Source organism: Niastella koreensis GR20-10 (assembly GCF_000246855.1).
Classification (GTDB): Bacteria; Bacteroidota; Bacteroidia; order Chitinophagales; family Chitinophagaceae; genus Niastella; species Niastella koreensis.
Genome location: NC_016609.1, coordinates 134008 through 158264 on the forward strand (window position 1 = coordinate 134008; position 24257 = coordinate 158264).

The 24257-nt window shown below is 44.5% G+C and carries 18 protein-coding genes and 1 riboswitch; of the genes, 5 read left to right on the forward strand and 13 right to left on the reverse strand.

All coding sequences use genetic code 11. From position 1 onward, the window contains the following. Positions 1 to 232: 232 nt before the first annotated feature. Positions 233 to 2812 (reverse strand): phosphoenolpyruvate carboxylase, encoded by a 2580-nt coding sequence (locus NIAKO_RS00545; protein ID WP_014216428.1) that lies wholly within the window; start codon positions 2810 to 2812, stop codon positions 233 to 235. Positions 2813 to 3245: 433 nt separating this feature from the next. On the opposite strand from NIAKO_RS00545, the gene thrA reads away from it, so the two are divergent. From thrA to thrC, 3 genes are all read left to right on the forward strand, one after another. Then, positions 3246 to 5696, forward strand: a complete 2451-nt coding sequence (gene thrA, locus NIAKO_RS00550; protein WP_014216429.1) for a bifunctional aspartate kinase/homoserine dehydrogenase I — start codon at positions 3246 to 3248, stop codon at positions 5694 to 5696. 74 nt (positions 5697 to 5770) lie between these two features. Then, positions 5771 to 6709, forward strand: a complete 939-nt coding sequence (locus NIAKO_RS00555; RefSeq protein ID WP_014216430.1) for a homoserine kinase — start codon at positions 5771 to 5773, stop codon at positions 6707 to 6709. Positions 6710 to 6897: 188 nt separating this feature from the next. Next, positions 6898 to 8199 carry a threonine synthase gene (gene thrC, locus NIAKO_RS00560; protein ID WP_014216431.1) on the forward strand — a complete coding sequence of 434 codons (1302 nt, stop codon included), beginning with the start codon at positions 6898 to 6900 and terminating at the stop codon, positions 8197 to 8199. A gap of 112 nt (positions 8200 to 8311) precedes the next feature. On the opposite strand, the gene NIAKO_RS00565 is transcribed toward thrC, so the two are convergent. The 6 genes from NIAKO_RS00565 to NIAKO_RS00590 form a co-directional block, all read right to left on the reverse strand. Continuing rightward, a complete protein-coding gene (locus NIAKO_RS00565) occupies positions 8312 to 9568 on the reverse strand; it encodes a homoserine dehydrogenase (RefSeq protein ID WP_014216432.1) in 1257 nt (418 codons plus the stop codon). Between the two features lie 56 nt (positions 9569 to 9624). Next, positions 9625 to 10077, reverse strand: coding sequence for a preQ(1) synthase (gene queF, locus NIAKO_RS00570; protein WP_014216433.1), 453 nt, complete (start codon positions 10075 to 10077; stop codon positions 9625 to 9627). Positions 10078 to 10129: 52 nt separating this feature from the next. After that, entirely contained in the window at positions 10130 to 11314 is a 1185-nt protein-coding gene (locus NIAKO_RS00575; protein ID WP_041347766.1) for a cystathionine gamma-synthase, read from the reverse strand. A gap of 218 nt (positions 11315 to 11532) precedes the next feature. Beyond that, a riboswitch (SAM riboswitch) is annotated at positions 11533 to 11651 on the reverse strand. Between the two features lie 119 nt (positions 11652 to 11770). Continuing rightward, positions 11771 to 12418, reverse strand: coding sequence for a porin family protein (locus NIAKO_RS00580; protein WP_014216435.1), 648 nt, complete (start codon positions 12416 to 12418; stop codon positions 11771 to 11773). A 227-nt stretch (positions 12419 to 12645) separates the two neighbouring features. After that, on the reverse strand, positions 12646 to 13308 hold the full coding sequence (locus NIAKO_RS00585; protein WP_014216436.1) for an outer membrane beta-barrel protein: 663 nt from the start codon (positions 13306 to 13308) through the stop codon (positions 12646 to 12648). A 59-nt stretch (positions 13309 to 13367) separates the two neighbouring features. Continuing rightward, positions 13368 to 14042: a YiaD family glycine zipper/OmpA-like lipoprotein gene (locus NIAKO_RS00590; protein ID WP_014216437.1), complete on the reverse strand. Its 675-nt coding sequence runs from the start codon at positions 14040 to 14042 to the stop codon at positions 13368 to 13370. Between the two features lie 223 nt (positions 14043 to 14265). Here NIAKO_RS00590 and uvrA point away from each other — a divergent pair, with 223 nt between their 5' ends. Together uvrA and NIAKO_RS00600 are read left to right on the forward strand one after the other, a co-directional pair. Further along, positions 14266 to 17238 (forward strand): excinuclease ABC subunit UvrA, encoded by a 2973-nt coding sequence (gene uvrA, locus NIAKO_RS00595; RefSeq protein WP_014216438.1) that lies wholly within the window; start codon positions 14266 to 14268, stop codon positions 17236 to 17238. Positions 17239 to 17292: 54 nt separating this feature from the next. After that, positions 17293 to 17817 carry a 5' nucleotidase, NT5C type gene (locus NIAKO_RS00600; protein ID WP_014216439.1) on the forward strand — a complete coding sequence of 175 codons (525 nt, stop codon included), beginning with the start codon at positions 17293 to 17295 and terminating at the stop codon, positions 17815 to 17817. A gap of 374 nt (positions 17818 to 18191) precedes the next feature. Here the strand turns inward: NIAKO_RS00600 and NIAKO_RS00610 are convergent, their stop codons facing one another. The 6 genes from NIAKO_RS00610 to aspS form a co-directional block, all read right to left on the reverse strand. Further along, entirely contained in the window at positions 18192 to 18599 is a 408-nt protein-coding gene (locus NIAKO_RS00610; RefSeq protein WP_014216440.1) for a T9SS type A sorting domain-containing protein, read from the reverse strand. An 89-nt stretch (positions 18600 to 18688) separates the two neighbouring features. Continuing rightward, the gene (locus NIAKO_RS36270; RefSeq protein WP_014216441.1) at positions 18689 to 19639 is read right to left on the reverse strand and encodes an outer membrane beta-barrel protein; all 951 of its coding nucleotides are present in this window, start codon (positions 19637 to 19639) and stop codon (positions 18689 to 18691) included. A 152-nt stretch (positions 19640 to 19791) separates the two neighbouring features. After that, positions 19792 to 20250, reverse strand: coding sequence for a GNAT family N-acetyltransferase (locus NIAKO_RS00620; protein ID WP_014216442.1), 459 nt, complete (start codon positions 20248 to 20250; stop codon positions 19792 to 19794). Between the two features lie 74 nt (positions 20251 to 20324). Then, positions 20325 to 21584, reverse strand: a complete 1260-nt coding sequence (locus NIAKO_RS00625) for a replication-associated recombination protein A (RefSeq protein WP_014216443.1) — start codon at positions 21582 to 21584, stop codon at positions 20325 to 20327. A gap of 30 nt (positions 21585 to 21614) precedes the next feature. Beyond that, a complete protein-coding gene (locus NIAKO_RS00630) occupies positions 21615 to 22121 on the reverse strand; it encodes a hypothetical protein (protein WP_014216444.1) in 507 nt (168 codons plus the stop codon). Positions 22122 to 22184: 63 nt separating this feature from the next. Then, a complete protein-coding gene (gene aspS / locus NIAKO_RS00635; protein ID WP_014216445.1) occupies positions 22185 to 24011 on the reverse strand; it encodes an aspartate--tRNA ligase in 1827 nt (608 codons plus the stop codon). Between the last annotated feature and the right edge of the window lie 246 nt (positions 24012 to 24257).

Below are 24257 nucleotides of genomic sequence, written 5' to 3' on the forward strand. Positions count from 1 at the left end.
AACAATGGTAAATGAATGTACCAGGTAAGAGACGTATGGAATTGAAGTGCAGAAAGGAATAAATGATAGCCCGTTTAAATGTCCAATAGTGTTCCGGATTTCACTTATAACCAAAACTAACTAATGCTGTGCGGTAATACAATGAAATAGTATTTAATGCTTTTTTTCATTACCGTTGTTTTAGTTATCAGAAAAACGCACCCGTTTCGCCGGGTGCGTTTATTTTTTATGCTTATGCAGAGTTTCGGCCTGCATTGATAATACCAAATGAACTGCGGATAACCAGTTTCTCGAAGATCTCTTTATGCTGCTGTTGTGCGTTTTGTTCTTCCATCAGGCGAATACGCGCCATGGCATATTGCTGAATGGTAGTTAATGGCAACACAATACGTTCGCGCATTTGTACCGACAGCTGTTCAACAGGGTAATCTGCCATCAGCTCGCTTTTGCCCGACAATAAGAAGATATAACGTTGGGTCAGTTCATATTCTTTATAGATCTGGTTCCAGATCTCACCATACCGGGGATCCTGCGCCAGGTATTCCGTTAAGGGGAAGAAACACTTCTTCATCGCCATCTCACAATTATCCATCAGCGTTTTGAAGAATAATGAATGACGGTAAACCTTTTTAATATCGTTTAATTTACCCTTTTTCTCCATGGCCTGTAATGCAGTGCCCACCCCATAATAACCGGTTACATTTTGTTTTAACTGGCTCCAGGCGCCCACAAACGGAATGGCCCGCAGGTCTTTCAGTGACAGTTTTGAAGAAGAACCGCGTTTGGCCGGCCGGCTGCCGATGTTCGTTTGGCTGTAGAACTTCAGCGGACTTACATGCGCCAGGTAATTTAAGAAATCGGGGTTGTTCTTTAATTCATTATAGGATTTCAACCCTTCTTCACACAGTTCGCCCAGGATCTCTTCTTCTTCTGCTGATAATGTTTTGTCTTTATCGGCAAATACATCATTGGAGATACCGGCATTCAGCAATTGCTCAATGTTGAACTGGGCAGAGTCGATAGTGCCGAAGTTGGAACTAACGGTTTGTCCCTGTATGGTAAGTTGAATTTCTTTATTGCTGATGTTCTTACCCATAGATGCATAGAACTTATGGGTTTTACCTCCACCACGTGCCGGCGGACCACCGCGGCCATCGAAGAACACCACATCGATGCCATATTTGGCAGAAATGCTGGTAAGTTTTTCCTTGGCTTTATAAATACTCCAGTTGGCCATCAGGTAACCGCCGTCTTTGGTGCCATCAGAAAAACCAAGCATGATGGTTTGGCGGTTGTTCCGTTTTTGCAGGTGTTTGCGGTAGATCTCATTCTCATACAGTTCACCCATGATCTCGGCTGCTTCCTGCAGGTCGTCGATGGTTTCAAACAGGGGAACGATATCGATGGTGAGGTCTTCATTTTTCCAGCCGCATATTTTAAACAGCCCGTAAACTTCCAGCAGGTTCAGTGCGCTGTTGCACTGGCTGATGATGTATCGGCTGCAGCCTTCAACCCCGTTGTATTGTTGAATTTCTTTAATGGCTTTTATGCTGAGCAGGGTATCTTTTTCAATGCCATCTTCAAATACGTGTCCGCCAATATCGCCGCTGGCTTTGTACAACAGCTTTTTCTTTTCTTCTTCAGAGAGCTCTGCATAGTTCTTTGGAAGAATATCTGTTTTTGCAGCTATTGCTTCCAGTACCTTGCCATGGATGCTGCTGTCCTGCCGTACATCGAGCGAGGCAAAGTGCAATCCAAATACATGCACTTTGTTTATGAGGTTATCAACCAGGTGCTGGAATAATCCATTGTGCTGGTAGATTAATATCTCTCTTATTTTTTGTAATGCATCCAGGATGCCCTGTTTGCTGAGGAAGGTGCGCTGACCGGGAATAAAGATGTTTTCGTACAACTGTTTTTCCAGATCGGCCAGAATGGTATCAACTCCCTTGAATGTAAGGCGTCTTTTGAGCTTACGTACTTCGAGGTAATAACATTTTATGATGCTGCCGCGCAGGGCGTCTGCTACTTTCTGTGTGGTGTCAACAGTAACAAAGGGGTTGCCATCGCGGTCGCCGCCAGGCCAGAAGCCCATGGTGATAACCGGGTTGGTATCCGGGATCATTTGCGGGAACTGGTTGTTGAGATAAGTAATGATGCGGCCTGCTGCATTATAGAATACATTTTCCAGGTACCAGATAAGGCTTATGGCCTCATCGAATGGAGTAGGCTTTTCCTTTTTAAAGAAAGGCGTTTTGCCCAGCTGTTGCAGGTACATGTTTATCTGGCTGGTATTATTTTCTGCCAGTGCTTTCGACAGGTCATGAATAATACCTAATACAGGACCGGGATAGAACTGGGTAGGGTGGGCGGTGAGCACCAGCCTGATGGAGAAGTCTTCCAGCTTCCTGGCAAGCTCTTCTTCTTTGCCTTCCTGGATAACATCTGCAGCCAGGTACTTGAGGGTTCCAATACCGTTGAGGTCGTTGATCTCCCTGAAAGAGGCATCTTCCAGTGCATCGAACAAAACAACCTGCCGCTCAACATATTGAATAAAGCGGAACAACAGGTCGAGCTTATCCTGCTCTTTTATATAAGAGGTGTGCTTTTCAAAGAATTCATCGATGATCTGCATGGGGCTCTGCTTCTTCTTATAACCCTCTTCACAATTATTTAATAATAATGAAAGCAGAATACCTGTTTTCTCAATACGATGAAACGGGAGCGAGGTAAACAGACTGTTGTAGAGCTGAAATTTTATGCCTACATAATTCTTAAACTGCTGCAGTCCTCGTGATGACTGGTGATCCATTGTAATATCTAGTTTATGGCATGAATGCAAAATGCAAAAATATGGCAAGCAGCAACAAAAACCGGGCATTGAAAGTACAAGAAAAAAATTAATAGAAGCACCGAATTGTTGAATTGTTTTCAATAATTTAGAAAAATACTTGTTAGAATATAGTTAGAGCCAAAAAAGATTAAAAACTAACAAATGTTATAGACTTTTGTATTACCTTTGATAATATCAAAATAACATAGTGGTACTTTTTCAACATATCATTCTTTCCTCCGGCACGGTAGCTTCCACAGCTACAACTACCACTATTACAACAACCCGTTAAGGGTTGTACATTTCCATATTACCACTGGGGTTTTATTTACCTTCAAATTTTCAGAAAGAGATCAGATCAGGAAAGCATCGGGTTATTTCAACTAATTTCAAATCAATTTAATTTCAGGTTATGCAGGTTTTAAAGTTCGGCGGTACTTCTGTAGCAAATGCCGAGAATATGAATAAGGTAAGCAGCATTGTTCAACAGGCGTTGGTTCGTATGCCGCAAAGTAAAACGATTGTTGTTGTATCGGCTTTAGGAGGCGTGACCGATGTGTTATTACAAAGCGGCGGTTTGGCGGCAGCCGGCGATGAAAGTTATAAAGAGTTATTGCAGAAAGTAGAGCAGCGCCACCTGGAAGCTGTAAAAGCGCTGATACCGGTAACCCAGCAAAGCAGTGTATTAAGCTGGGTGAAACAGCGCTGTAATGAGATTGAAGATATTTGTAATGGCGTTTTCTTATTGGGTGAGCTAAGTACCCGCACCAAAGACCGCATTGTAAGTTTTGGCGAATTGCTTTCCTCTAAAATTATTGCCGCCCGTTTACATGCACAGGGCGTTGAAAATACCTGGGTCGACTCCCGTGAACTGATCCGCACTGATTCGCATTATGGAAGTGCAGTGGTAGACTTTACAGTTACCAATTCTCTCTGTAGTAACTTCTTTTCAGTTGCTGCTTCCCGTTTGTTTATTGTACCGGGTTTTGTAGCAGCCGATGCCCATGGTAACACCACCACTTTAGGCCGGGGCGGCAGCGATTATACCGCTGCCATCATTGCCGGTGCGGTGAGTGCGCAAACCCTGGAAATATGGACCGATGTGAGTGGCATGATGACTGCCGATCCACGGCTGGTGCCCAATGCAAAAATATTACCGCATATCTCTTACCAGGAAGCTATGGAGCTGTCGCACTTTGGCGCCAAGGTAATTTATCCGCCTACCATACAACCGGTAATGAGTAAGAACATACCGGTATGGATCAAAAACACTTTTGCCCCGGAAGATCATGGCACTGTGATCGAGAATGATATTCATAAAAATGGAAATAACATCCGTGGTATTTCCAGTATTAATAAAATTGCTTTGCTGAGCCTGGAAGGCAGCGGCATGATAGGCATACCCGGTTTTTCCCGCCGGTTGTTTGAATCACTGGCCAACGACTTCATCAATGTGATCCTGATTACCCAGGGTTCTTCAGAACATTCAATTTGTGTGGGAATTGACGAAGCCCTTGCCGGTAAGGCCAAGCAGGCAGTAGATAAAACATTTGCTTACGAAATTGAAATGGGCCGTGTTGAACCCCTGCGGGTTGAAACAGGACTGGCCATTGTTGCCCTGGTTGGCGACAATATGAAAAGCCACCCCGGCATTAGTGGTAAAATGTTTGGCGCTATAGGCCGCAACGGGGTAAACATCCGCGCCATAGCACAAGGTTCATCAGAAAGAAATATTTCAGCCGTGATAGCAGCAGCAGACGTTAAAAAAGCCATCAACGTATTACACGAAGATTTTTTTGAAACTACCTATAAACAAATAAACCTGTTTGTAGCCGGTACCGGCAATGTGGGCAGCAAACTGCTGGCCCAGTTAAAACAACAACAGCACTACCTGCAACAGAACATGCGTCTGCAGGTACGCATAGTAGGTATGGCCAACAGCAAAAAAATGGTTTTCAGCGATGAAGGCATCGATCTGGATAACTGGCGCGAACACCTGCAACAGGGCGAAGCCAGTGACCTGGGTAAATTTGTAGAAACCATTCGTTCCAAAAACCTGCGCAACTCCGTTTTTGTGGATGTTACTGCCAATGAGCATGTAGCACAGGTATATGATCAATTGCTGGCGAAAAGCATTTCGGTAGTGGCCTGTAATAAGGTAGCCTGTTCTTCGGCTTACCAGTATTATAAAAAGCTGAAGGACCTGGCCCGCGAATACAACGCATTCTTCCTGTTTGAAACAAACGTGGGCGCCGGTTTGCCGGTAATAGGCACCCTGAACGACCTGATGCGCAGTGGTGATGTGGTAACCCGCATTGAGGCAGTGCTGAGCGGTACCCTGAACTTTGTATTCAATAATTACGATGGCACCCGCAGTTTTGCAGAAGTGGTAAAACAGGCGCAGGATGAAGGCTATACTGAACCCGATCCACGCTTAGACCTGAGTGGCACCGATGTAATGCGTAAGATCATGATCCTGGCGCGGGAAGCAGGCGAACATCTTGAAATGGAAACTATTAGCAATAACAGTTTTATGCCCGCTTCGTGTATGGTAGGTAGTGTGGATGATTTTTACAGGGAAATGGAAAAACAGGAAACGCATTTTAGGGAAATATACCAGCAGGCTGCTGCAGCAGGCAAGAAGCTGAAGTTTGTAGCGAAGTATGAGGGCGGAAAAGCTTCTGTAGGTTTGCAGCATGTAGATTCACAATCTGATTTTTACCACCTGTATGGTAAGGATAATGTGGTATTGTTCTATACCAACCGTTATCCCGATCAACCGCTGGTAGTAAAAGGAGCCGGTGCCGGTGCTGAAGTAACTGCATCAGGAGTGTTTGCTGATATAATCCGTGCCGCTCATTAATGTGATAATTTGATAATTAGCTAATATGATAATGGAAGACAGGGTAATGAATAAAATAATTCAAACGAATTAAAATGGCAAAAGTATTAAAGGGCGTTCAGGTTTTTGCACCGGCAACAGTGGCTAATCTGGTTTGTGGATTTGATGTGTTGGGGATGGCATTGCAGCAACCGCAGGATGTTATGACCATGCGGTTACGGGAAGAACCGGGCATTGGTATCTCACATGCAGACGGTTATGACTTACCGGTAGAACCGGAAAAGAATGTGGCCGGCGCTTCCTTACTGGCTTTACTGGAAGAATATCCTGAAAAGGCAGGCTTTGAAATAATTATCGATAAAAAAATAAAGCCCGGAAGCGGATTAGGTTCCAGCGCTGCCAGCTCCGCCGGAGCGGTGGTAGGCGCCAATTACTTACTGGGCAACCCGTTTACCAAAGAAGACCTGGTTCGTTTTGCCATGAATGGTGAAAAGGTGGCTTCCGGCGTAAAACATGCCGATAATATTGCACCCTGTATTTATGGAGGTGTAACACTTATTCAATCGATCTTCCCCCTGAATATTGTTCAGTTGACTGCGCCGCCCATGTATGTCACCGTAGTGCATCCGCAAATTGAAGTACGTACTTCAGATGCCCGGCAGATCTTACGCAAGGAAGTGCAGTTGAAAGCAGCCATCAAACAATGGGGTAACATTGCCGGGTTAGTTGCTGGTTTTTTGAAGAACGATTATGACCTCATCGGCCGTTCCCTGGAAGATGTGATCATCGAGCCCGTTCGTAGTATTCTTATTCCCGGTTTTGACGATGTGAAAAAGAAAAGTAAAGACGCCGGGGCATTAGGTGGTGGTATCTCCGGTTCAGGCCCTTCTATTTTTATGCTGAGTAAGGAAGAGTACGTAGCCAAGGGTGTTGAGGATGTTATGATCGATGTATATACGCGTTTGGGAATAGAGTTTAAGACGTATGTGACGATGGTCAATTATGAAGGGGCGAAGGTGCAGGTGATCAGTTGACACGTTAACAGGTTGGCACGTTTACAAGTTAACGGGTTGACAAAGTTGATAGAGTTGACAGGGTTGATAAAGGAACGCAGCAGCGGCTTACACCGGTTTTCACTACTGCCTACTGCCTTTTATCTCTGCCCTCTGCCTTGCCACTTCAGCATTGACCATACTCCAATTAAAGATTTAATCAAGTTAAAATGAAGTACTACAGTCTAAATAAACAATCCCCTGATGTAGATTTTAAGGAAGCCACCATAAAAGGACAGGCGCCTGATAAGGGATTGTATTTTCCGGAAAGCATTCCGGTACAGGAGAAGGCTTTTTTTGAGAATATAGCGCAGTATAGTAATGAAGAGATCGCTTTCCGGCTTATACAACCGTATGTTGCAGGAACCATTGCGGATGCTGCCTTACAGGGCATTGTAAAAGAAACTATCAATTTTCCCATTCCACTGGTGCCGGTGAATGACCGGATATCATCACTGGAATTGTTTCATGGGCCAACGCTGGCGTTTAAAGATGTGGGCGCCCGGTTTATGAGCCGTTGTTTGGGTCATTTTGCGCATGACCGCAGTGAGAAGGTAGTAGTGTTGGTAGCCACTTCTGGCGATACCGGCGGAGCGGTGGCGCATGGTTTTTATGATGTGCCCGGGGTGGAAGTGGTGATCCTGTATCCGTCGGGTAAGGTAAGCTCGGTACAGGAAAAACAACTGACTACATTAGGTAAGAATATTCATGCGCTGGAAGTAACCGGTACTTTTGATGATTGTCAGCAAATGGTGAAGCAGGCTTTTGTGGATGAGGAGCTGACCAAAAAGATCTTCTTAACATCGGCCAACTCCATTAATGTGGCGCGCTGGCTGCCACAGCAGTTCTATTATGTATTGGCCTGGAAGCAATGGACCGATAAAAAGAACCCACCGGTGATTTCTGTGCCCAGTGGCAACTTTGGGAACATCTGTGCCGGGTTACTGGCTTATTGTTCCGGGTTACCTGTAAAGCATTTTATTGCGGCCTGCAATGCCAATGCGGTGGTGCCTTCTTATTTAGCTAATGGCGACTATCAACCGAAAAAAGCCATTGCTACCATCTCCAATGCAATGGATGTGGGCAACCCCAGCAATTTTGTGCGCATCCTGGAATTGTTCCATCATAAACTGGGCGATCTGCGGAAGGTGTTAACTGGTTACAGCATTTCGGACGATGAAACAAAAGCGGTATTGAAAGAAGTATATCAGCAATATAAATACCTGCCCGATCCGCATGGCGCTGTGGGCTACCTGGCTTTACAACGCTATTTGCAACAGCATGCGGATGATAAGGGGATGTTCCTGGAAACTGCGCATCCCGTGAAGTTTTATGATGTGGTAGAGCCGGTTATTGGCGAAGCAGTGCCCGTGCCTGCGGCTATCCAGGATCAGTTGAAGCTCACCAAACAGAGCACCGTGATAGCACCGGATTATAATGCGCTGAAGGAAACTTTGCTGAAGAAGTATTAATAATTGTGAGTGGTCAGTGGTGAGTTGTGAGTGGGTTACCGAATGTTCAGATAGCTGAAATTTAGCGAGCTTAACTCACCACTGGCCACTCACCACTGACCTTTTTTACAACTTATATGATGCCTGCTAACTCCAGGCTTTTCTTTTTTAATTTACGTACTTCCACATCTTCAATTACTGCTTCAGACGCCAGAATGAGCGAGGTTTTATTTTCACGCCACCAGCTGCTTTGAGCCAGTTCGTTAAAATGCAGCACACCTACCAGGTATTTGCGGTCAGACTCTGCATGCCATTCTTCGATCCATTCAAATTTCTCTTTGGGAACATATTTCCAGTCGTCGAAGCTTACGTACACGCGAATGTAAAAGTCGTTGGTAAGCTCGTTGGGTTTATGGTGATACAGTTTCTTGTATTCGTATTTATATTGGTAACGCAGGGCCGACAGATCGCTCAGTACCGCTGAAGCGGTAGGGAAGCTACCGGCGCCTTTACCATAGAAGAATTGTTTATCAGAAAAGCCACTCTCGATCACTACACCATTGTATTCGTTCTTTACAAACGCCAGGTGATCATCGTGTTTAATAAATTGCGGTAATACAAAGGCAGCCACTTTCCCATTCTCCAGTTTCTTGGCCTGGGCTACCAGTTTAATATCGTTGTGTTTTTCAGCTGCTACAATAGCATCGCCGGCCTGAATATTCTGAATGCCGTTGAACACCAGGGCATCGGGTGGTATCACAATACCATAGGCATGCGTAAGCAGGAAGTTCCATTTATTGGCGGCATCAAAACCTTCCACATCCAACGTTGGATCGCTTTCAGCAAAACCTAATTGTTGCGCCAGTAACAAAGCCTGTTGGAAATCCAGCTTGTCTTCAAACATTTTGGTAAGAATGAAGTTGGTGCTTCCGTTAACAATAGCTTTGATGGAATGTAACAGGTCGTTGTCGTAATATTCTTCGAGGTTGCGGATAACGGGGATGGAAGCGCAGGCGGCAGCTTCGTACAGGAAGGAGCGATCGGTTGTTTTTTGTAAACCGAGTAATTCCGGCAAATGCTCGGCGATCATTTTTTTGCTGGCGCTTACTACGTCTTTACCGTTCTTCAATGCGGTAGAAACTATTTCAAATGCAGGTTCCGATTCATTGATCACTTCCACGATCACGTTGATCTCGGGATCATTCAGCAGCTCATCTTTATCGGTAGTGAACAATGCGTCAGGAGCATTGCGTTTTTTTCCGGGGTTCTTTATACAGACCTTCTTAATGCTGGCCTTCAGTGAAGGAGTTTGCTGCAAAACTTTGTACAAACCTTCACCTACTACACCAAAACCAAATAAACCAATTGTGAGTGACTTATGTGCGTCCATATCTATAATTTGAAATTGTATTTACTTTTTAATTTTTCATTTCTCTGTTCTTCATTTTACATTTCCACCGACCATTCGTCTTCAACAATCTGCCAGTCGTTAAACTGTTCTTTACCACCGCGTATTTTCCAGTCGGAATCGATGGTGAGTTTTGAGCTGATGCCGCCGCGTGGGTTGCAAACCATCACCAGGCGTATACGCGACGGTTCATACACCGCAACCAGATCATCATAGATAATGTTGATCAGCCTTTCATATGACACCACAATGTTGCGTAACTGGAAAACGTAGTGTTTCAACGACTTTAATTCAATGATTTTTTTACCGGGATAAAACGTACAGTAAATGACAGCGAAGTCAGGTTGTTCTTTTACCCCCAAAAAAGTAAACTCGGGAATTTTGATCTTGATCTCGTATGCCTGATCGGTAGGATTGGGAATAGGCTTCAGGATACTGCGATCAATATCTTTATATGTTTTAACAGGTTCCCGCGTTATTTGTTCAGACATGATTTTGCGCGTTTAGTAATTTGTTTAAAAATGGCTATACTTTCCTTTTCCTTTAACAGGGAACTGCTTCAGCAGCAGTGGTTTTAACAATGGTATTGGTTTTTTCCAGGGCTTGTTGCAAGTCCTGCAGCAGATCGCCGGCATCTTCCAGTCCAATGCTTAAACGGATCAGGCTGTCGGTAACACCGGCTGCGCGGCGTTTTTCGGCCGGAATGGTTTTATGTGTCATGCTGGCGGGATGGCTCACCAGGCTTTTAATACCGCCCAGGCTTTCCGCCAGTTTAAATAATTGTGTGCTTGTTACAAAGGCTGTAGCGGCTTCTGCGCTGTCCTGTTTAAGTGAGAAAGAAACAATACCGCCAAAACCTTTGCTTTGTTTTTTGGCGATCTCATGGTTGGGATGATCTTTCAGCCCGGGATAATATACTTTATCTACAGCCGGATGTTGTTGCAGCCACTCTGCAACTTCCTGTGCGCTGCGGCAGTGTTGTTGTACCCGCAGATGCAGGGTTTCAATACCACGGATCACCAGCCAGCTATCGAAGGGGGCCAGAATGGCGCCACAGGCGTTTTGATAGAACTTCAATTTAGCACCCAGCTCTTTTTCTTTGGTTACTACCAGGCCTGCGATAAGGTCGCTGTGACCGCCCAGGTACTTGGTAGCGGAATGCACTACAATATCAGCTCCCAGTAAAAGAGGTTGTTGCAATGCGGGTGAAGCAAAAGTGTTATCCACGCAAAGTAAACAGTGGCTGGCTTTTGCGATCTGTGCAATGGCTTCAATATCGCTGATCTTTAATGTAGGGTTGGTGGGTGTTTCAAGCCAGATAAGCTTGGTGTTGGGCGTAATGGCGTTGAACACTTTTTCGGGATCGGTAGTATCAACAAAATTGATGGTAACTCCAAACTGTTGATATACCTGGGTGAATAACCGGTAAGCACCACCGTAAATATCATCTACGGCAACGATCTCATCGCCGGGACGTAACAGTTTGGCAACGGCATCAATAGCCGCCAGTCCGCTGGAGAACGCAATCCCAACCTGTCCGCCTTCGAGTTGTGCGATCAGGTCTTCCAACGTAGCCCGGGTAGGGTTGTTGGTGCGTGAATAATCGAACCCTTTGTTAATGCCGGGTGCTTCCTGTACAAAGGTGGATGTTTGATAAATAGGTACAGATACGGCGCCGGTCAGTGGATCAACAGGAATGCTGTGAATGAGTTGTGTTGTCGCTTGCATGATAAACATTTTTTTGCTGCCCTTTGTACCTGGTACATAGACCATGGTAGCAGCGTTTGATTAATTTGTTTAGACAGTTGTTCGCGACTTATCAAGAGGTGTTCTTACAGGAGGAGATAATTTATTGCATGCCTCATACAGGGGCAATAAAAAAGCTCTTCCGTAAGTCAGAAGAGCTTTCAATATGTTGTATATCAGTATTGTAGAAGCTTGTATCTGACTTATCTGTCCCGCCTTCCGCGGGATGGAGTTGGCACCTTACAGCGGTTTTTTCAAACCAGCATGCAGGTTGTCAAGGCTTCATAGGGCCATTTCCCTCAGCCTTTCTTGATAAGCGATGTGTAAAGAACTGGTGCAAAGATAATGACGGGATTTAAATTGTCAAATTTCTTTTTATAATTAAAAAAGCTGCCCCATGTTGGAACAGCTCTTTATATAAGATCAGGATATGCGCAATTATTTAAAGCGGTAACCTACAGAAACACCAAAGCCGGTGTTTTTGATCTTGTCTCTTTTCTGACCATCTACCTGTGTAGCAATATTGCTCAGGCCTAATTGTGCATTCAATTGGAACGACAATTTGTTGCTGAGTTCATAACCGGCCAGGAAGTTGGCACCGAGATCCATGCGTCTGATATATGGACCGCCAGGGAGTTCAGAAGCAGTTACTTTGTGTTTGAATTTAAAGTCATATTTATTGCCACCGGCATCTGTATAGGAACCGCCTACTGCAATGCCAATATAAGGTCCAAAACCCAGTAACAATTTACCATCACCCAATTCTGGTTTGAATAAGAAGTTGATGGGAATTTCGAGATAAGACAACCTGGTATTTACTTTCCGGTATGTTTTATCTTTTGCTCCTTTTGTAGTGAACAACAATCCAGGTTGTACATAAAAATCTTCTGCAACAGGAATTTCAGCATTCAAACCGATATTAACGCCGGTTTTCAGTTTGTTATCATATTTGTGACCATCGCCATCCTCTCCCGTGAGGTTTTGAAAATTGATACCAGCCCGCACACCGAAGGTTGTATTTTGTGCTTTAGCACCAATTGCAAATACGGTAGTAGCCAATGCGATCAGGAGTACTTTTGACTTCATAAAGATTGTGGTTTTTACTAGAGAATAAGAACATGAATTTTTAATAATGTATGCCTTGAAAAACTCGCTAAATAACGTAGCAGATACATTTAAATTGCATAGGGGTTTATATGTAAGGCTGATTGTTATAGTTATAAAAAGAAAGGTCATCTGCCGGCAAAAATAAAGCCACCCCGAAAAAATCGGGATGGCTCTTATGATAAAGACTTATTAAGTTAAATCATCAATTAGAAGCGGTAGCCAACTGAAACACCGAAACCGGTATTTTTCATTTTAGTGTTATCAGGTTTATTACCACCTACTTTTGGATACAGGTTAGACATACCTAATTGAGCGTTCAACTGAACGGAGATCTTGCTGCTTAATTCATAACCAGCCAGTAAATTTCCGCCAAAGTCTAAACCTTTCTGGTAAAATACTTTACCGTTTGATTGGTCCAGTGCTTCTTGTGTACTCAGATCGTTTTTGAATTTGATGTCGACGTCAGCACCACCACCTTTGATTTTTCCGCCAATACCAAAGCCAATATAAGGGCCAAAACCTAATAACAGTTTACCATTTCCTAATGTTGGTTTGTACAATAAATTGATAGGCACTTCAACATAAGAAACGTTGATTTTGGCATCACCTTGTTTTTCTTTAGCACCCTTAGTGGTAAACAATACACCAGGTTGCACATAAAAATCAGGTGCAATAGGAATTTCAGCATTTACACCAACGTTAAATCCTGTTTTAATTTTGGTGTCAATATCCGTACCTCCTATTTTACCGTTCAGGTTTGTAAAATTAACACCAGCGCGAACTCCGAAGGTAGTCTTGTCTTGTGCTTTAGCGCCTAAAGCAAATACAGTTGTTGAAAGGGCGACGATTAACAGTGCTTTTGTTTTCATGTTCTAATAAGAGTTGAAAGGTTAAAAAAAATGAATAATGGCTCTATAGACAATGCAGCTTATTGTTTTGCTGCTTCTTTCTTAGCGTCTTCTTTCATTTTCTCGTTGGCAGTGATCAGGAAGTTTACACGACGGTTCTGTGCACGGCCTTCTTCGGTATCATTAGTAGCAACAGGAGCAGTTTCTCCAAAGCCTTTTATTTTTACACGGCTGGCAGGAACACCTTTTCCTTTCAGGTAAGTAGCTACAGCATTGGCTCTTTTTTCAGAAAGGCCCATATTGTATTCATCTGTGCCTTTGCTGTCAGTGTGTCCCTGTACCTCAATGTCAGTGTCTGGATATTCTTTTAAAACTGCAGCAAGCTTATCAAGATTTGATGAAGCCGCAGAACTCAAAGTATACTGACCGAAGGCGAATAATATTTTTTCATTGAACTCTACATTGATACCTTCCCCTACACGCTCAACTTTAGCGCCTGGTACACTGGTTTCAATTTGTTTTGCCTGTTTGTCCATTTTGTGTCCAATAACTGCACCGGTAGCACCACCCACAGCAGCACCAATGATAGCGCCTAATGCGGTATTACCAGCAGCTTTACCTATCACCGCTCCTATAGCGCCACCGCCTGCGGTTCCGATAACAGCTCCTTTTGTGGTTTTGTTCATGCTCTTACATCCGGCTAAAATTATAGCCACAGCCGCAATACTTGTCAGGGTTTTTTGGATTGATCTCATATTATATTGTTTTAGTAAAGACCTGTTTGTGACAGTCCACTGCTTTCAAATTGTATACCATAATACTGATTAAAAGCTAGTTAGCTGGAAATGAGGCGCAAATATCTTAAAGCTTTATCAACTTTCCTATTGTTTTTTTGTTGTATAACATTGACAATTTATTTAGTAATATCGCACAGCTTAATGTAATTTCCGACACAAAATATAAAAGGCGTACGTATATATGGCAGATGTGAAAGTTAAAAGACCGTTACAATCGAAAGAAGAAAATGTTGTAACCGGTGTTGAAACAAATGAAGCGATACATGTGTTTGGGGCGAGGGTACATAATCTTAAGAATATTGACATTAGCATTCCTAAAAATAAACTGGTTGTAATCACAGGGATCAGTGGCAGTGGAAAATCTTCACTGGCATTTGATACTATTTATGCGGAGGGACAACGCCGTTATATGGAAAGCTTTGGGGCCTACGCCCGGCAGTTCATCGGCGATATGGAACGGCCCGATGTAGATAAGATTACAGGTTTATCGCCAGTTATTTCCATTGAACAGAAGACCACAAATAAAAATCCACGTTCAACCGTTGGTACCATTACGGAAGTGTATGATTTCCTTCGGTTGTTGTATGCCCGCGTTGGGGAGGCTTACAGTTACAATACGGGGAAAAAAATGGTCAAGTTCAGCGAAGAAGAGATCGTTGATAATATTTATAAAAAGTTCAAAAACAAGAAGATAACCTTATTGGCTCCATTGGTGCGTGGCCGTAAAGGCCACTATCGTGAGTTGTTTGAAGACATTCGCAAAAAGGGCTATCTGAAAGTGCGGGTTGATGGCGAAGTAAAAGACCTTGTTCCCAAAATGCAGGTAGATCGCTATAAGATCCACGATATAGAAGTGGTGATCGACCGCATGGCAGTAACAGATGATATGAAGGTGCGGCTAAGTCAGAGTGTGCAAAAGACATTGCAAATGGGTAAGGAGTTAATGTTCCTGTTAGTACACGATGCCGCTGTTACAAATACAAAAAACGGCAAGTTGAAGAATGATAATTCCTCCCCCTCCACTGGAGGGGGCCGGGGGGAGGCCCTGGTTCAATATAGCCGCCAGTTAATGTGTGAAGACACTGGTATCAGTTATGAAGAACCTTCACCCAATAGTTTTTCGTTTAACAGTCCATATGGCGCCTGCCCAACCTGTAAAGGCCTGGGTAATGTGTACCAGATAAGCATGGATGCGGTAATGCCCGATCATTCACTTAGCATTAATGATGGTGGTATTGCCCCGTTAGGCGAAGAAAGGGATAACTATGTGTTCAGCCAGGTACAAAGGCTGGCGAAGAAAAACAAGTTCAGCCTGGATGTTCCAATAAAGGATATGCCGAAGAAAGCATTGAACCTGGTGCTGTATGGCAATGAAAACGGATCGGATGAAGAGCACCTGGATTTTGATACCATCGAGGCCGATGCAAAATTATATACCGAAGAGTTTGAAGGGGTAGTACCACAATTGAAAAGATGGTTTGCAGCCAGTTCAAGTGATGCCATACGCCAATGGACAGAACAGTTCATGCAATTGAAAACCTGTACTACCTGTAATGGCGCCCGGCTTAAAAAAGAAAGCCTGTGGTTTAAAGTAGATGAAAAGAATATCTCCGAGCTCAGTGAGTTCAATCTTGATAAACTGATGATCTGGTTCAAGGGGATCGAGAAAAGATTATCGAACAAGCAGAATGTTATTGCAAAAGATGTGTTAAAGGAAATTCGTGAGCGATTGCAATTCCTGCTGGATGTGGGATTGAATTATCTTACCCTCAACCGTTCCTCACGCACACTCAGTGGTGGTGAATCACAACGCATCCGCCTGGCCACCCAGATAGGCTCACAGTTACAGGGCATTACTTATATCCTGGATGAACCGAGTATTGGTTTGCACCAGCGCGATAATATGCGTTTGATAGATGCATTGAAAAACCTGCGCAATATCGGTAATAGTGTACTGGTGGTTGAGCATGATAAGGATATTATGATGGCCGCCGATCACCTGGTTGATATTGGCCCCAAGGCCGGCTTTCATGGCGGCAGGGTAGTGGCGCAGGGTGATCCTTATGCTTTGTTGAAACTGGATACGCTTACTTCTGCTTATCTGAATGGTAAACGTGAAATCGCGGTACCTAAAGAACGCAGAAAGGGTAATGGTAAAGTGCTTGAGCTCATTGGCGCCAACGGCAATAACCTGCAAAAGGTTACTGCTAAGTTCCCGTTAGGTAAATTAATTGTGGCAACCGGCGTAAGCGGCAGCGGAAAATCAACACTCATTATTGAAACGCTGTATCCCATTCTTAGCAAACATGCCTTTAACTCAAAAATGACGCCGCTTGAGTATAAGAGTATCAAGGGGCTTGAACATATTGATAAGGTAATTGAAATAGATCAGTCGCCTATTGGCCGTACACCACGCAGCAACCCGGCTACGTACTGTGGTTTCTTTACCGATATAAGAACATTGTTTGCATCGGTGCCTGAGGCAAAGATCCGCGGGTACAACGCCGGGCGTTTTTCGTTCAATGTAAAAAGCGGCCGTTGCGATGTGTGTGAAGGCGGGGGCATGCGGGTAATCGAAATGAACTTCTTACCCGATGTGTATGTACACTGCGAAAAATGCCAGGGCAAACGCTATAACCGCGAAACCCTTGAGATCAGGTATAAAGGAAAAAGCATCAGTGATGTGCTGGATATGACGGTTGATGATGCTGTTGAATTCTTCCAGAATGTACCTTACATCTACAGAAAGATCAAAGTGCTGCAGGAAGTAGGATTGGGCTATATAACACTGGGACAAAGCGCAGTTACTTTAAGCGGGGGAGAGGCGCAACGCGTAAAACTGTCTACCGAACTCTCGAAGAAAGATACCGGTAAAACATTTTACATCCTGGATGAACCTACAACCGGGTTGCATTTTGAAGATATTCAGCATTTACTGGATGTACTGAATAAACTGGTAGACCGTGGTAATACTGTACTGGTGATAGAGCATAATATGGATGTAATTAAAGTGGCCGATCACATCATTGACCTGGGGCCTGAAGGGGGCGATGGCGGCGGCCAGATCCTGTTTGAAGGAACCCCCGAAGATCTGTTGAAAGTAAAAGCAAGCCACACTGCTAAATTTTTAAAAGAAGAACTGAAGAAGAATTAGCTAATGTGATAATTCGATAATGAGATAATGTGATAATGAAATACAGTTTCGAGTATGGAAAGAGTAATTATTGATATGGATGAGGTGATAGCCGATCCTATGGGCGCCATGATAACCTGGTACGAAAAGGAATACGGTTTAACAGTTGATCTTACTAAAATGAAAGGCTCGTGGGTGCCCGGTTTTCCTGAACAGCACCAGCCACTGATCAGGGCGCGTTTGTTTGAACCCGGCTTTTTCAGGGACCTGCCGGTGATGAAAGACAGTGTGGATGTGTTGAAGGAAATGAATAAACGGTATGAGATCTTTATCGTATCGGCAGCTACCGAGTTTCCCAATTCATTAAAAGATAAGTTGGACTGGCTGATGGAGCATTTCCCTTTCTTTACCTGGAAGCAGCTGGTGTTGTGTGGGGAAAAGCGAATGGTGTTTGGCGATCATATGATCGATGACCATGTACGCCATCTGCAGCACTTTAACGGAAGGAAGCACCTGTTTACGGCAGCCCATAACATGGATATTTCCGGTTACGACCGAATCAACAGCTGGCAGGATGCTGCAGCTATCTTCTTAAAATAACGCTTAAGGCTTAACGCATAACGCTTAACGCAAATCCCATCATAATGAGGTGTTTGAGTTAAGCGTTATTTTTTTGTATTTGCGTTCTGCGTTTAGGTTCGGCCTAAAAAAACAAGTAGCCGGCAATTGTTCATCGCCGGCTACTGAGGATACTGGAATTAACCAGAAGAATTTTTCTAAAAGCCAATAAGCAAGCGCAGGGAAGTGATTAATAAAATCTTTGTGTTTCAGGGTACTTAAAAATAGGGAACGGATCAGGTTTTGACTCAACCGGATATATGGATTTTACTAATTTCCCCTGCAGCTTATTGGTTTATAAGTTGTGGTAGCAAAGAGCTTTTTGTGGTTGCAGATAACAGCAACCTGGAACCGATTTATTTAATGATCACCTGCCCGTTTTCGATACGCTCATCATCACTGAACACCTCGAACAGGTAATTGCCTTTTTCAATGTTGTCAATAACAGTGGTTTGCTTGCTTTTGATATTTGCCTGAGAAACCAGGTTTCCTGAAACGTCAAATAGAAACAGCTGGTATACTTTCCCCTCTAAACCACGCGCACTAAAGAACAAAGCACTTTGATCGTCATTTTGAAACAACCTGATCTTATGCTTTTTGCTGGTAACCTGTTTTTGTACCAGGATAGTATCATTTGAGTAGGTGGGTACTGGTAATGGGCAACCGAAGGAGGTATGGGCGCCTGCCAACAACATCGCTATTGTAAGCAGCGCGGGTACGGTACGGACAATAAATGTACTTCCTACGGTATCAGTCGTGTTCATGGGTTCTATTGGGCTACCCGCCGAAGGCGGGTAAAAGTTTTCAAAAAGGGTACGGATCAACAATATCTTGAATACGGAAAATGTAACTCTTAGAAATTAACCGGACAACGGGTTGAACTGTAATTGTTACCACCACGACCTAATCTGAAGCCTAATTTCACGTTAATTGAGAAGTAAGCATCATTGTTAGTAGCGGTACCTCTTTTATCACCGGGTTTGTAAGCGCCAAATACAGTTCCGCTCTTGTTTGCCATTCTTTGTGCCAGCTGAGCTTGCGCCAGTGACATATGAGCGTAAAACGTTTGCGGATCAACATAAGTTGTGCTTACGTCGTCGAGATAGTCGGTATTAGTAGTTCTGTGTAATAATTCGAGGCTCAGGTTTACTTTTTCGCTGAAGAAGTATTTAGCGCCTGCACCCAGCGTGTATTGAAATGCGGAGAGTTTGTACTCTTTGCGGCCAGGATATTCTGCGAATCCCTGTCCTTCGGTATGCAAAGGTTGCAGATCAACCCACTCACCTGTTAAAGGATCAGTACCTTGTGGCTTGAAGTGTAATAAGCCAATACCAACTACGCCATAGGGTCTCAGTCGTCCTACAACATCATTTGGATCGCCTTCAAGAAAAACGGTGGGATAAATTTCTGCCGCCAGCATAGCTTCGGTTATGCGCGAGCGAACATCTGAGTTACGGTTTTTGCGGGCTTCTTCAAGACCGCCTTTGCCTTTGATCAGCGCATCGTCGCCAGCCAGTGTACCTCTGTTCAATGCCAGTCTGAAACCCAGCCATTCGTTTGGTTGGTAGGTCAGGTAAGCGCCAAAGATAAACTTGGTTGCTGGGAAGTTATTGTCTTTAATAAACTTGGTACCCCTTCCGGCATTACCTCCGAGGTCACTCAGAAGGTTTGTGGGTCCAACAGAAATGCCTGCCTCAAAAACGGAGGAACTTTCAGTATACTGGCCATAAGAAGAAATGCAGGAAACTGCACTCACCAGTAATAACAAGCTACACCTCCCTACAGAGTGTAAAATTTGTTTCATGAGAATATCAGATTTAGTTTTCAGACGGTCTGGGAAAATATCCGGCGCCAAAATAGTAAACGCCAGTCACACTTACAATAAACGCTGAATTGTTTGTTTTTTGTGTGCAGCCTTCAAAAAAAAATTCAAATAAGTGTTTTTATCCAGTGTTTTCAACTGATAACAGGTAGAAACATCTTAATATGCTGAATACCATCTTCCAAATAGATGTCGCTGCACTGTTGAAATCCCAGTGAAGTGTAGAAATTACGGAGGTAAAATTGCGCACCGATGGTTATCGTAGTTTTCCCGAAAACATCGTATGATGCACGAATGGAGTAATTCATTAGTAGTTTTCCTATACCGGCATGTCGTACTTTCTGTGAAGTAACAACCCGTCCTATAGATGGTTCTTCATAGGCGATTCCTGCAGGTACTAACCGTGTGTAACCAGCCAGTAATTCATTTTGCCAGCACATTACATGTACCGATACCTGATCTTTATCATCAGCATCCAGGAAAACACAATTTTGTTCCACCACAAATACTTCACTGCGCAGTTGCAGAATAGCGTACAGCTCGTGCGGCGTAAGTTCGTTAAAAGACTTATGTATAAAGGTTAGTTGGTGCAAGCGATAATTGGTTATAGGTAAAGTGTTATATATAATATATCAGGCGTAGTAAGTTGTATGTATCAATTCATCTGCTAATACCCGTACTTTTCCCGCCACAGGTTCTTCAGGTATTTTCTCAGCTCTTCCTCCCGCGCATTTTTGCCGGGCGTATAAAAGGTGCGGCCGGTAAGTGGTGGCGGTAAATATTCCTGGCTGCTGAAATTTCCTTCATAATCGTGCGAATATTTATAGCCCTTCCCGTAATCGAGTTTTTTCATGAGGCCGGTGGGCGCATTGCGAATATGCAGGGGCACCGGTAAATCGCCGAGTTCACGAACGGCTGCCAGTGCTTCATTGATGGCCATGTAGGACGCATTGCTTTTGGGCGACGATGCCAGGTAAATGGCGCATTGCGATAGAATAATGCGTGCCTCGGGGTAACCAATTTTGTCAACGGCTTCAAAAGTGGCATTGGCCATTACCAGCGCAGTAGGATTGGCATTGCCAATATCTTCACTGGCCAGGATCAGCATGCGGCGGGCAATGAACTTTACATCTTCACCGCCTTCTATCATTCTTGCCAGCCAGTAAACGGCGCCATTAGGATCGCTGCCGCGCATACTTTTAATAAAAGCAGAAATAATATCGTAGTGCTGTTCGCCGCTTTTATCGTACAGGGCAATGCGTTGCTGCGCAATTTCCATCACCGCTGCATCGGTTATAACAGCATGATCGCCCAGGGTATCCGCAACCAGCTCCAGCAGGTTCAATAATTTGCGGGCATCGCCACCTGAAATGGTAATGAGCGCGGCAGTTTCCTTCAGTTCGATGTATTTTTTCTGCAACTGCACATCTTTTACGATGGCCTGTTGTAATAATTTGACCAGGCTTTCTTCCTGCAAAGGTTTTAATACATATACCTGGCAACGGCTGAGCAGCGCACTGTTCACTTCAAACGATGGGTTTTCGGTGGTGGCCCCAATAAGGGTAACAATTCCTTTTTCCACGGCGCCCAGCAGGGCATCCTGCTGTCCTTTATTAAAACGGTGTATTTCGTCAATGAATAAGATGGCCCGCTCTTTATCTTTTGCTTCCGCTATTACTTCACGAACTTCTTTAACGCCTGAGCTGATGGCGCTGAGCGTATAAAAGGGAACCTGTAAAGTATGGGCAATAATGTTGGCGATAGTGGTTTTACCGGTGCCAGGCGGGCCCCATAAGATCATGGAGGGCACTTTTCCCTGGTCAATGGCTGTACGCAAAATGCTTCCTTTACCGGTAAGGTGTTCCTGTCCTGCCAGCTCATCCAACGTATTCGGGCGTAATCTCTCTGCAAGTGGTGTCGCTTCCATAAAAATAGCTTCTCAAGGTAGGAAATTTTTTTATGGCTTCTGGTCAAACTGGTCGTACCAGGTATTGATGGTGTTTTGGTAGATCGCCCGCCGCAATTTGAACATGCCGGCCAAAAAGATAAAATGTATGATGAAAATGGCCCATGCAATCAATACCATGGCGGCAATATAAAACCACGCGCCTTTGTTACTGCTGATGTTACTAAAATCAAATACAAAGGGAACCATCCACCAGCAATTCACGATCTGGGCAAACAGGAAGGCGATCAGAATGAAATTAAGCAGGTACAGGATGTTGAACCAGCGCTTTTGTTTGGGCGAAAGCGGCACATCGGGGTAGTTGTAGTTGAGCATTGACAGGCCATGGTAAACGAAGATGAACACCAGGGCATACGCGATAATATTTATAATGCCCACCCCGGCGTTTGCCTGGATAAAGATCTCGCGAAGCGAGAACATGCCTTTAAAGGCTACCAGTATTAATTGTACGATGCAAACGGTGCGAAATGCTTTCCAAAGTGTAGTAAGTCCTTTCATCCCCATATTAATTAAAAAAGCCCTGACGGTACCGTCAGGGCTTTAAAATACTTCAAAAAAAGGTTATTGCAAATTCAACTTTATCTGTAATTCCTCGAATTGTTTTTGATCGATGGCGCTTGGGGCGTCGAGCATAACGTCGCGGCCGCTGTTGTTTTTGGGGAAGGCAATAAAATCGCGAATGCTTTCGCTGCCGCCCATAATAGCGCACAACCGGTCGAACCCAAAGGCAATACCACCATGTGGGGGTGCCCCATATTCAAAAGCGCCAAGCAGGAAACCAAATTTGTGTGAGGCTTCTTCCTGGCTCATACCCAGTGCGGCGAACATTTTCTCCTGCAGGTCGCGCTGGAAAATACGGATGGAACCACCGCCAATTTCGTTCCCGTTCAACACCATGTCATACGCATTGGCTTTGATGTTAGCGTAAGGGTGTTTCAGGTATTCAGCCGCGTTCTCAATAACCGGGCTGTTTTTAATCATGATCTCAATCTGATCGGGCTTGGGTGAAGTGAACGGGTGGTGACGGGCTACCCAGCGATTGTCATCTTCGGCATATTCAAACAGCGGAAAGTCGAGCACCCACAGTAATTTAAACTCCTCTTTTTTACGCATGCCCAGGCGTTCGCCCATTTCCAGGCGCAGTTCGCTCATGGCTTTGCGGGTACGTTCTTCGGCGCCAGCCAAAATAAGCACCAGGTCGCCGGCTTTGGCGCCTGCTGCATCGGCAATGGCCTTCAGTTTATCTTCTGTAAAGAATTTGTCTACACTGCTTTTGTAAGTACCGTCCGCATTGCATTTAATGAATACCAATCCCTGCATCCCAATTTGCGGACGTTTCACCCATTCTGTAAGCTCGTCGGTTTGTTTGCGGGTGTATTCGGCGCAGCCGGGAACCGCAATGGCTACCACGGTTTCTGCATCGTTAAACACTTTAAAATCGGTGCCGGCCAGTAACTGACCGGTGGCGGGCAATTTGCCGTCTTTGGTGAAAGCCGATTTTATGTTGAGCAACTGCATGCCGAAACGAATGTCGGGTTTGTCGTTTCCGTACTGCCACATAGCTTCTTCCCAGCTCATGCGTTGCACTTTTTCGGTGATCTCGAGGCCTTTTACCGCTTTGAAAATGTGTTTTACCATGCCCTCAAACATATTCAGGATATCTTCCTGCTCTACAAAGCACATTTCACAGTCAATCTGGGTGAACTCGGGCTGGCGGTCGGCACGCAGGTCCTCATCGCGGAAACATTTTACCACCTGGTAGTACCGGTCGTAGCCGCTCACCATCAATAATTGTTTAAAGGTTTGCGGTGACTGCGGTAAGGCATAAAACTGACCCGGGTTCATGCGGGATGGCACCACAAAGTCGCGGGCGCCCTCGGGCGTTGATTTAATCAGGAAAGGCGTTTCGATATCCATGAACTGGTTATCGTGCAGGTAATTACGGGCAGCCCGGTTAACGGCATACCGCAATTCCAGGTTCTTTTTTACCAGTCCGCGACGCAGGTCGAGGTAGCGGAACTTCATGCGCAGGTCATCGCCGCCATCGGTATCGTCCTGGATGGTGAAGGGCGGCGTGACCGATTTATTAAGAATGGTAAAAGATGTTATTTTGATCTCAATATCGCCGGTGGGAATATTGGGGTTCTTATTGCTGCGTTCATTCACCACACCTATAGCTTGTATAACAAATTCGCGACCCAGTGGCTGCTGGTCTAGCTGACTGTTCAGTTCTTCACCCAGTAACAGCTGGGTAATGCCATAGCGGTCTCTCAGGTCGATAAAAGTGATACTACCAAACTTTCTGATGGTTTGCACCCAGCCGGCAAGCGTTACCTGTTGCCCCTGTTGTGCCATCCGTAATTCTCCACAGGTATGAGTTCTGTACATTCCTATATAATTTAAATAATCTGATAAGCTTTAGTGATAGCCCCGCATTTTGGTGCGGGTGGCAAAGGTAATTGAAAACGGCTGCTTTCCTGCTTCCCGCAGGCGGAAATCAATTTCGTAATGATTGATTTTCAAATTCCGGCAAAATATAGGGGAAAAATGTAATTCCTGCCTGGAACTTTAACACAACAGCTTTCCAATACCTGCCGGTGACTACCCAATGTTGGGTATTTTTTACTATTTTTC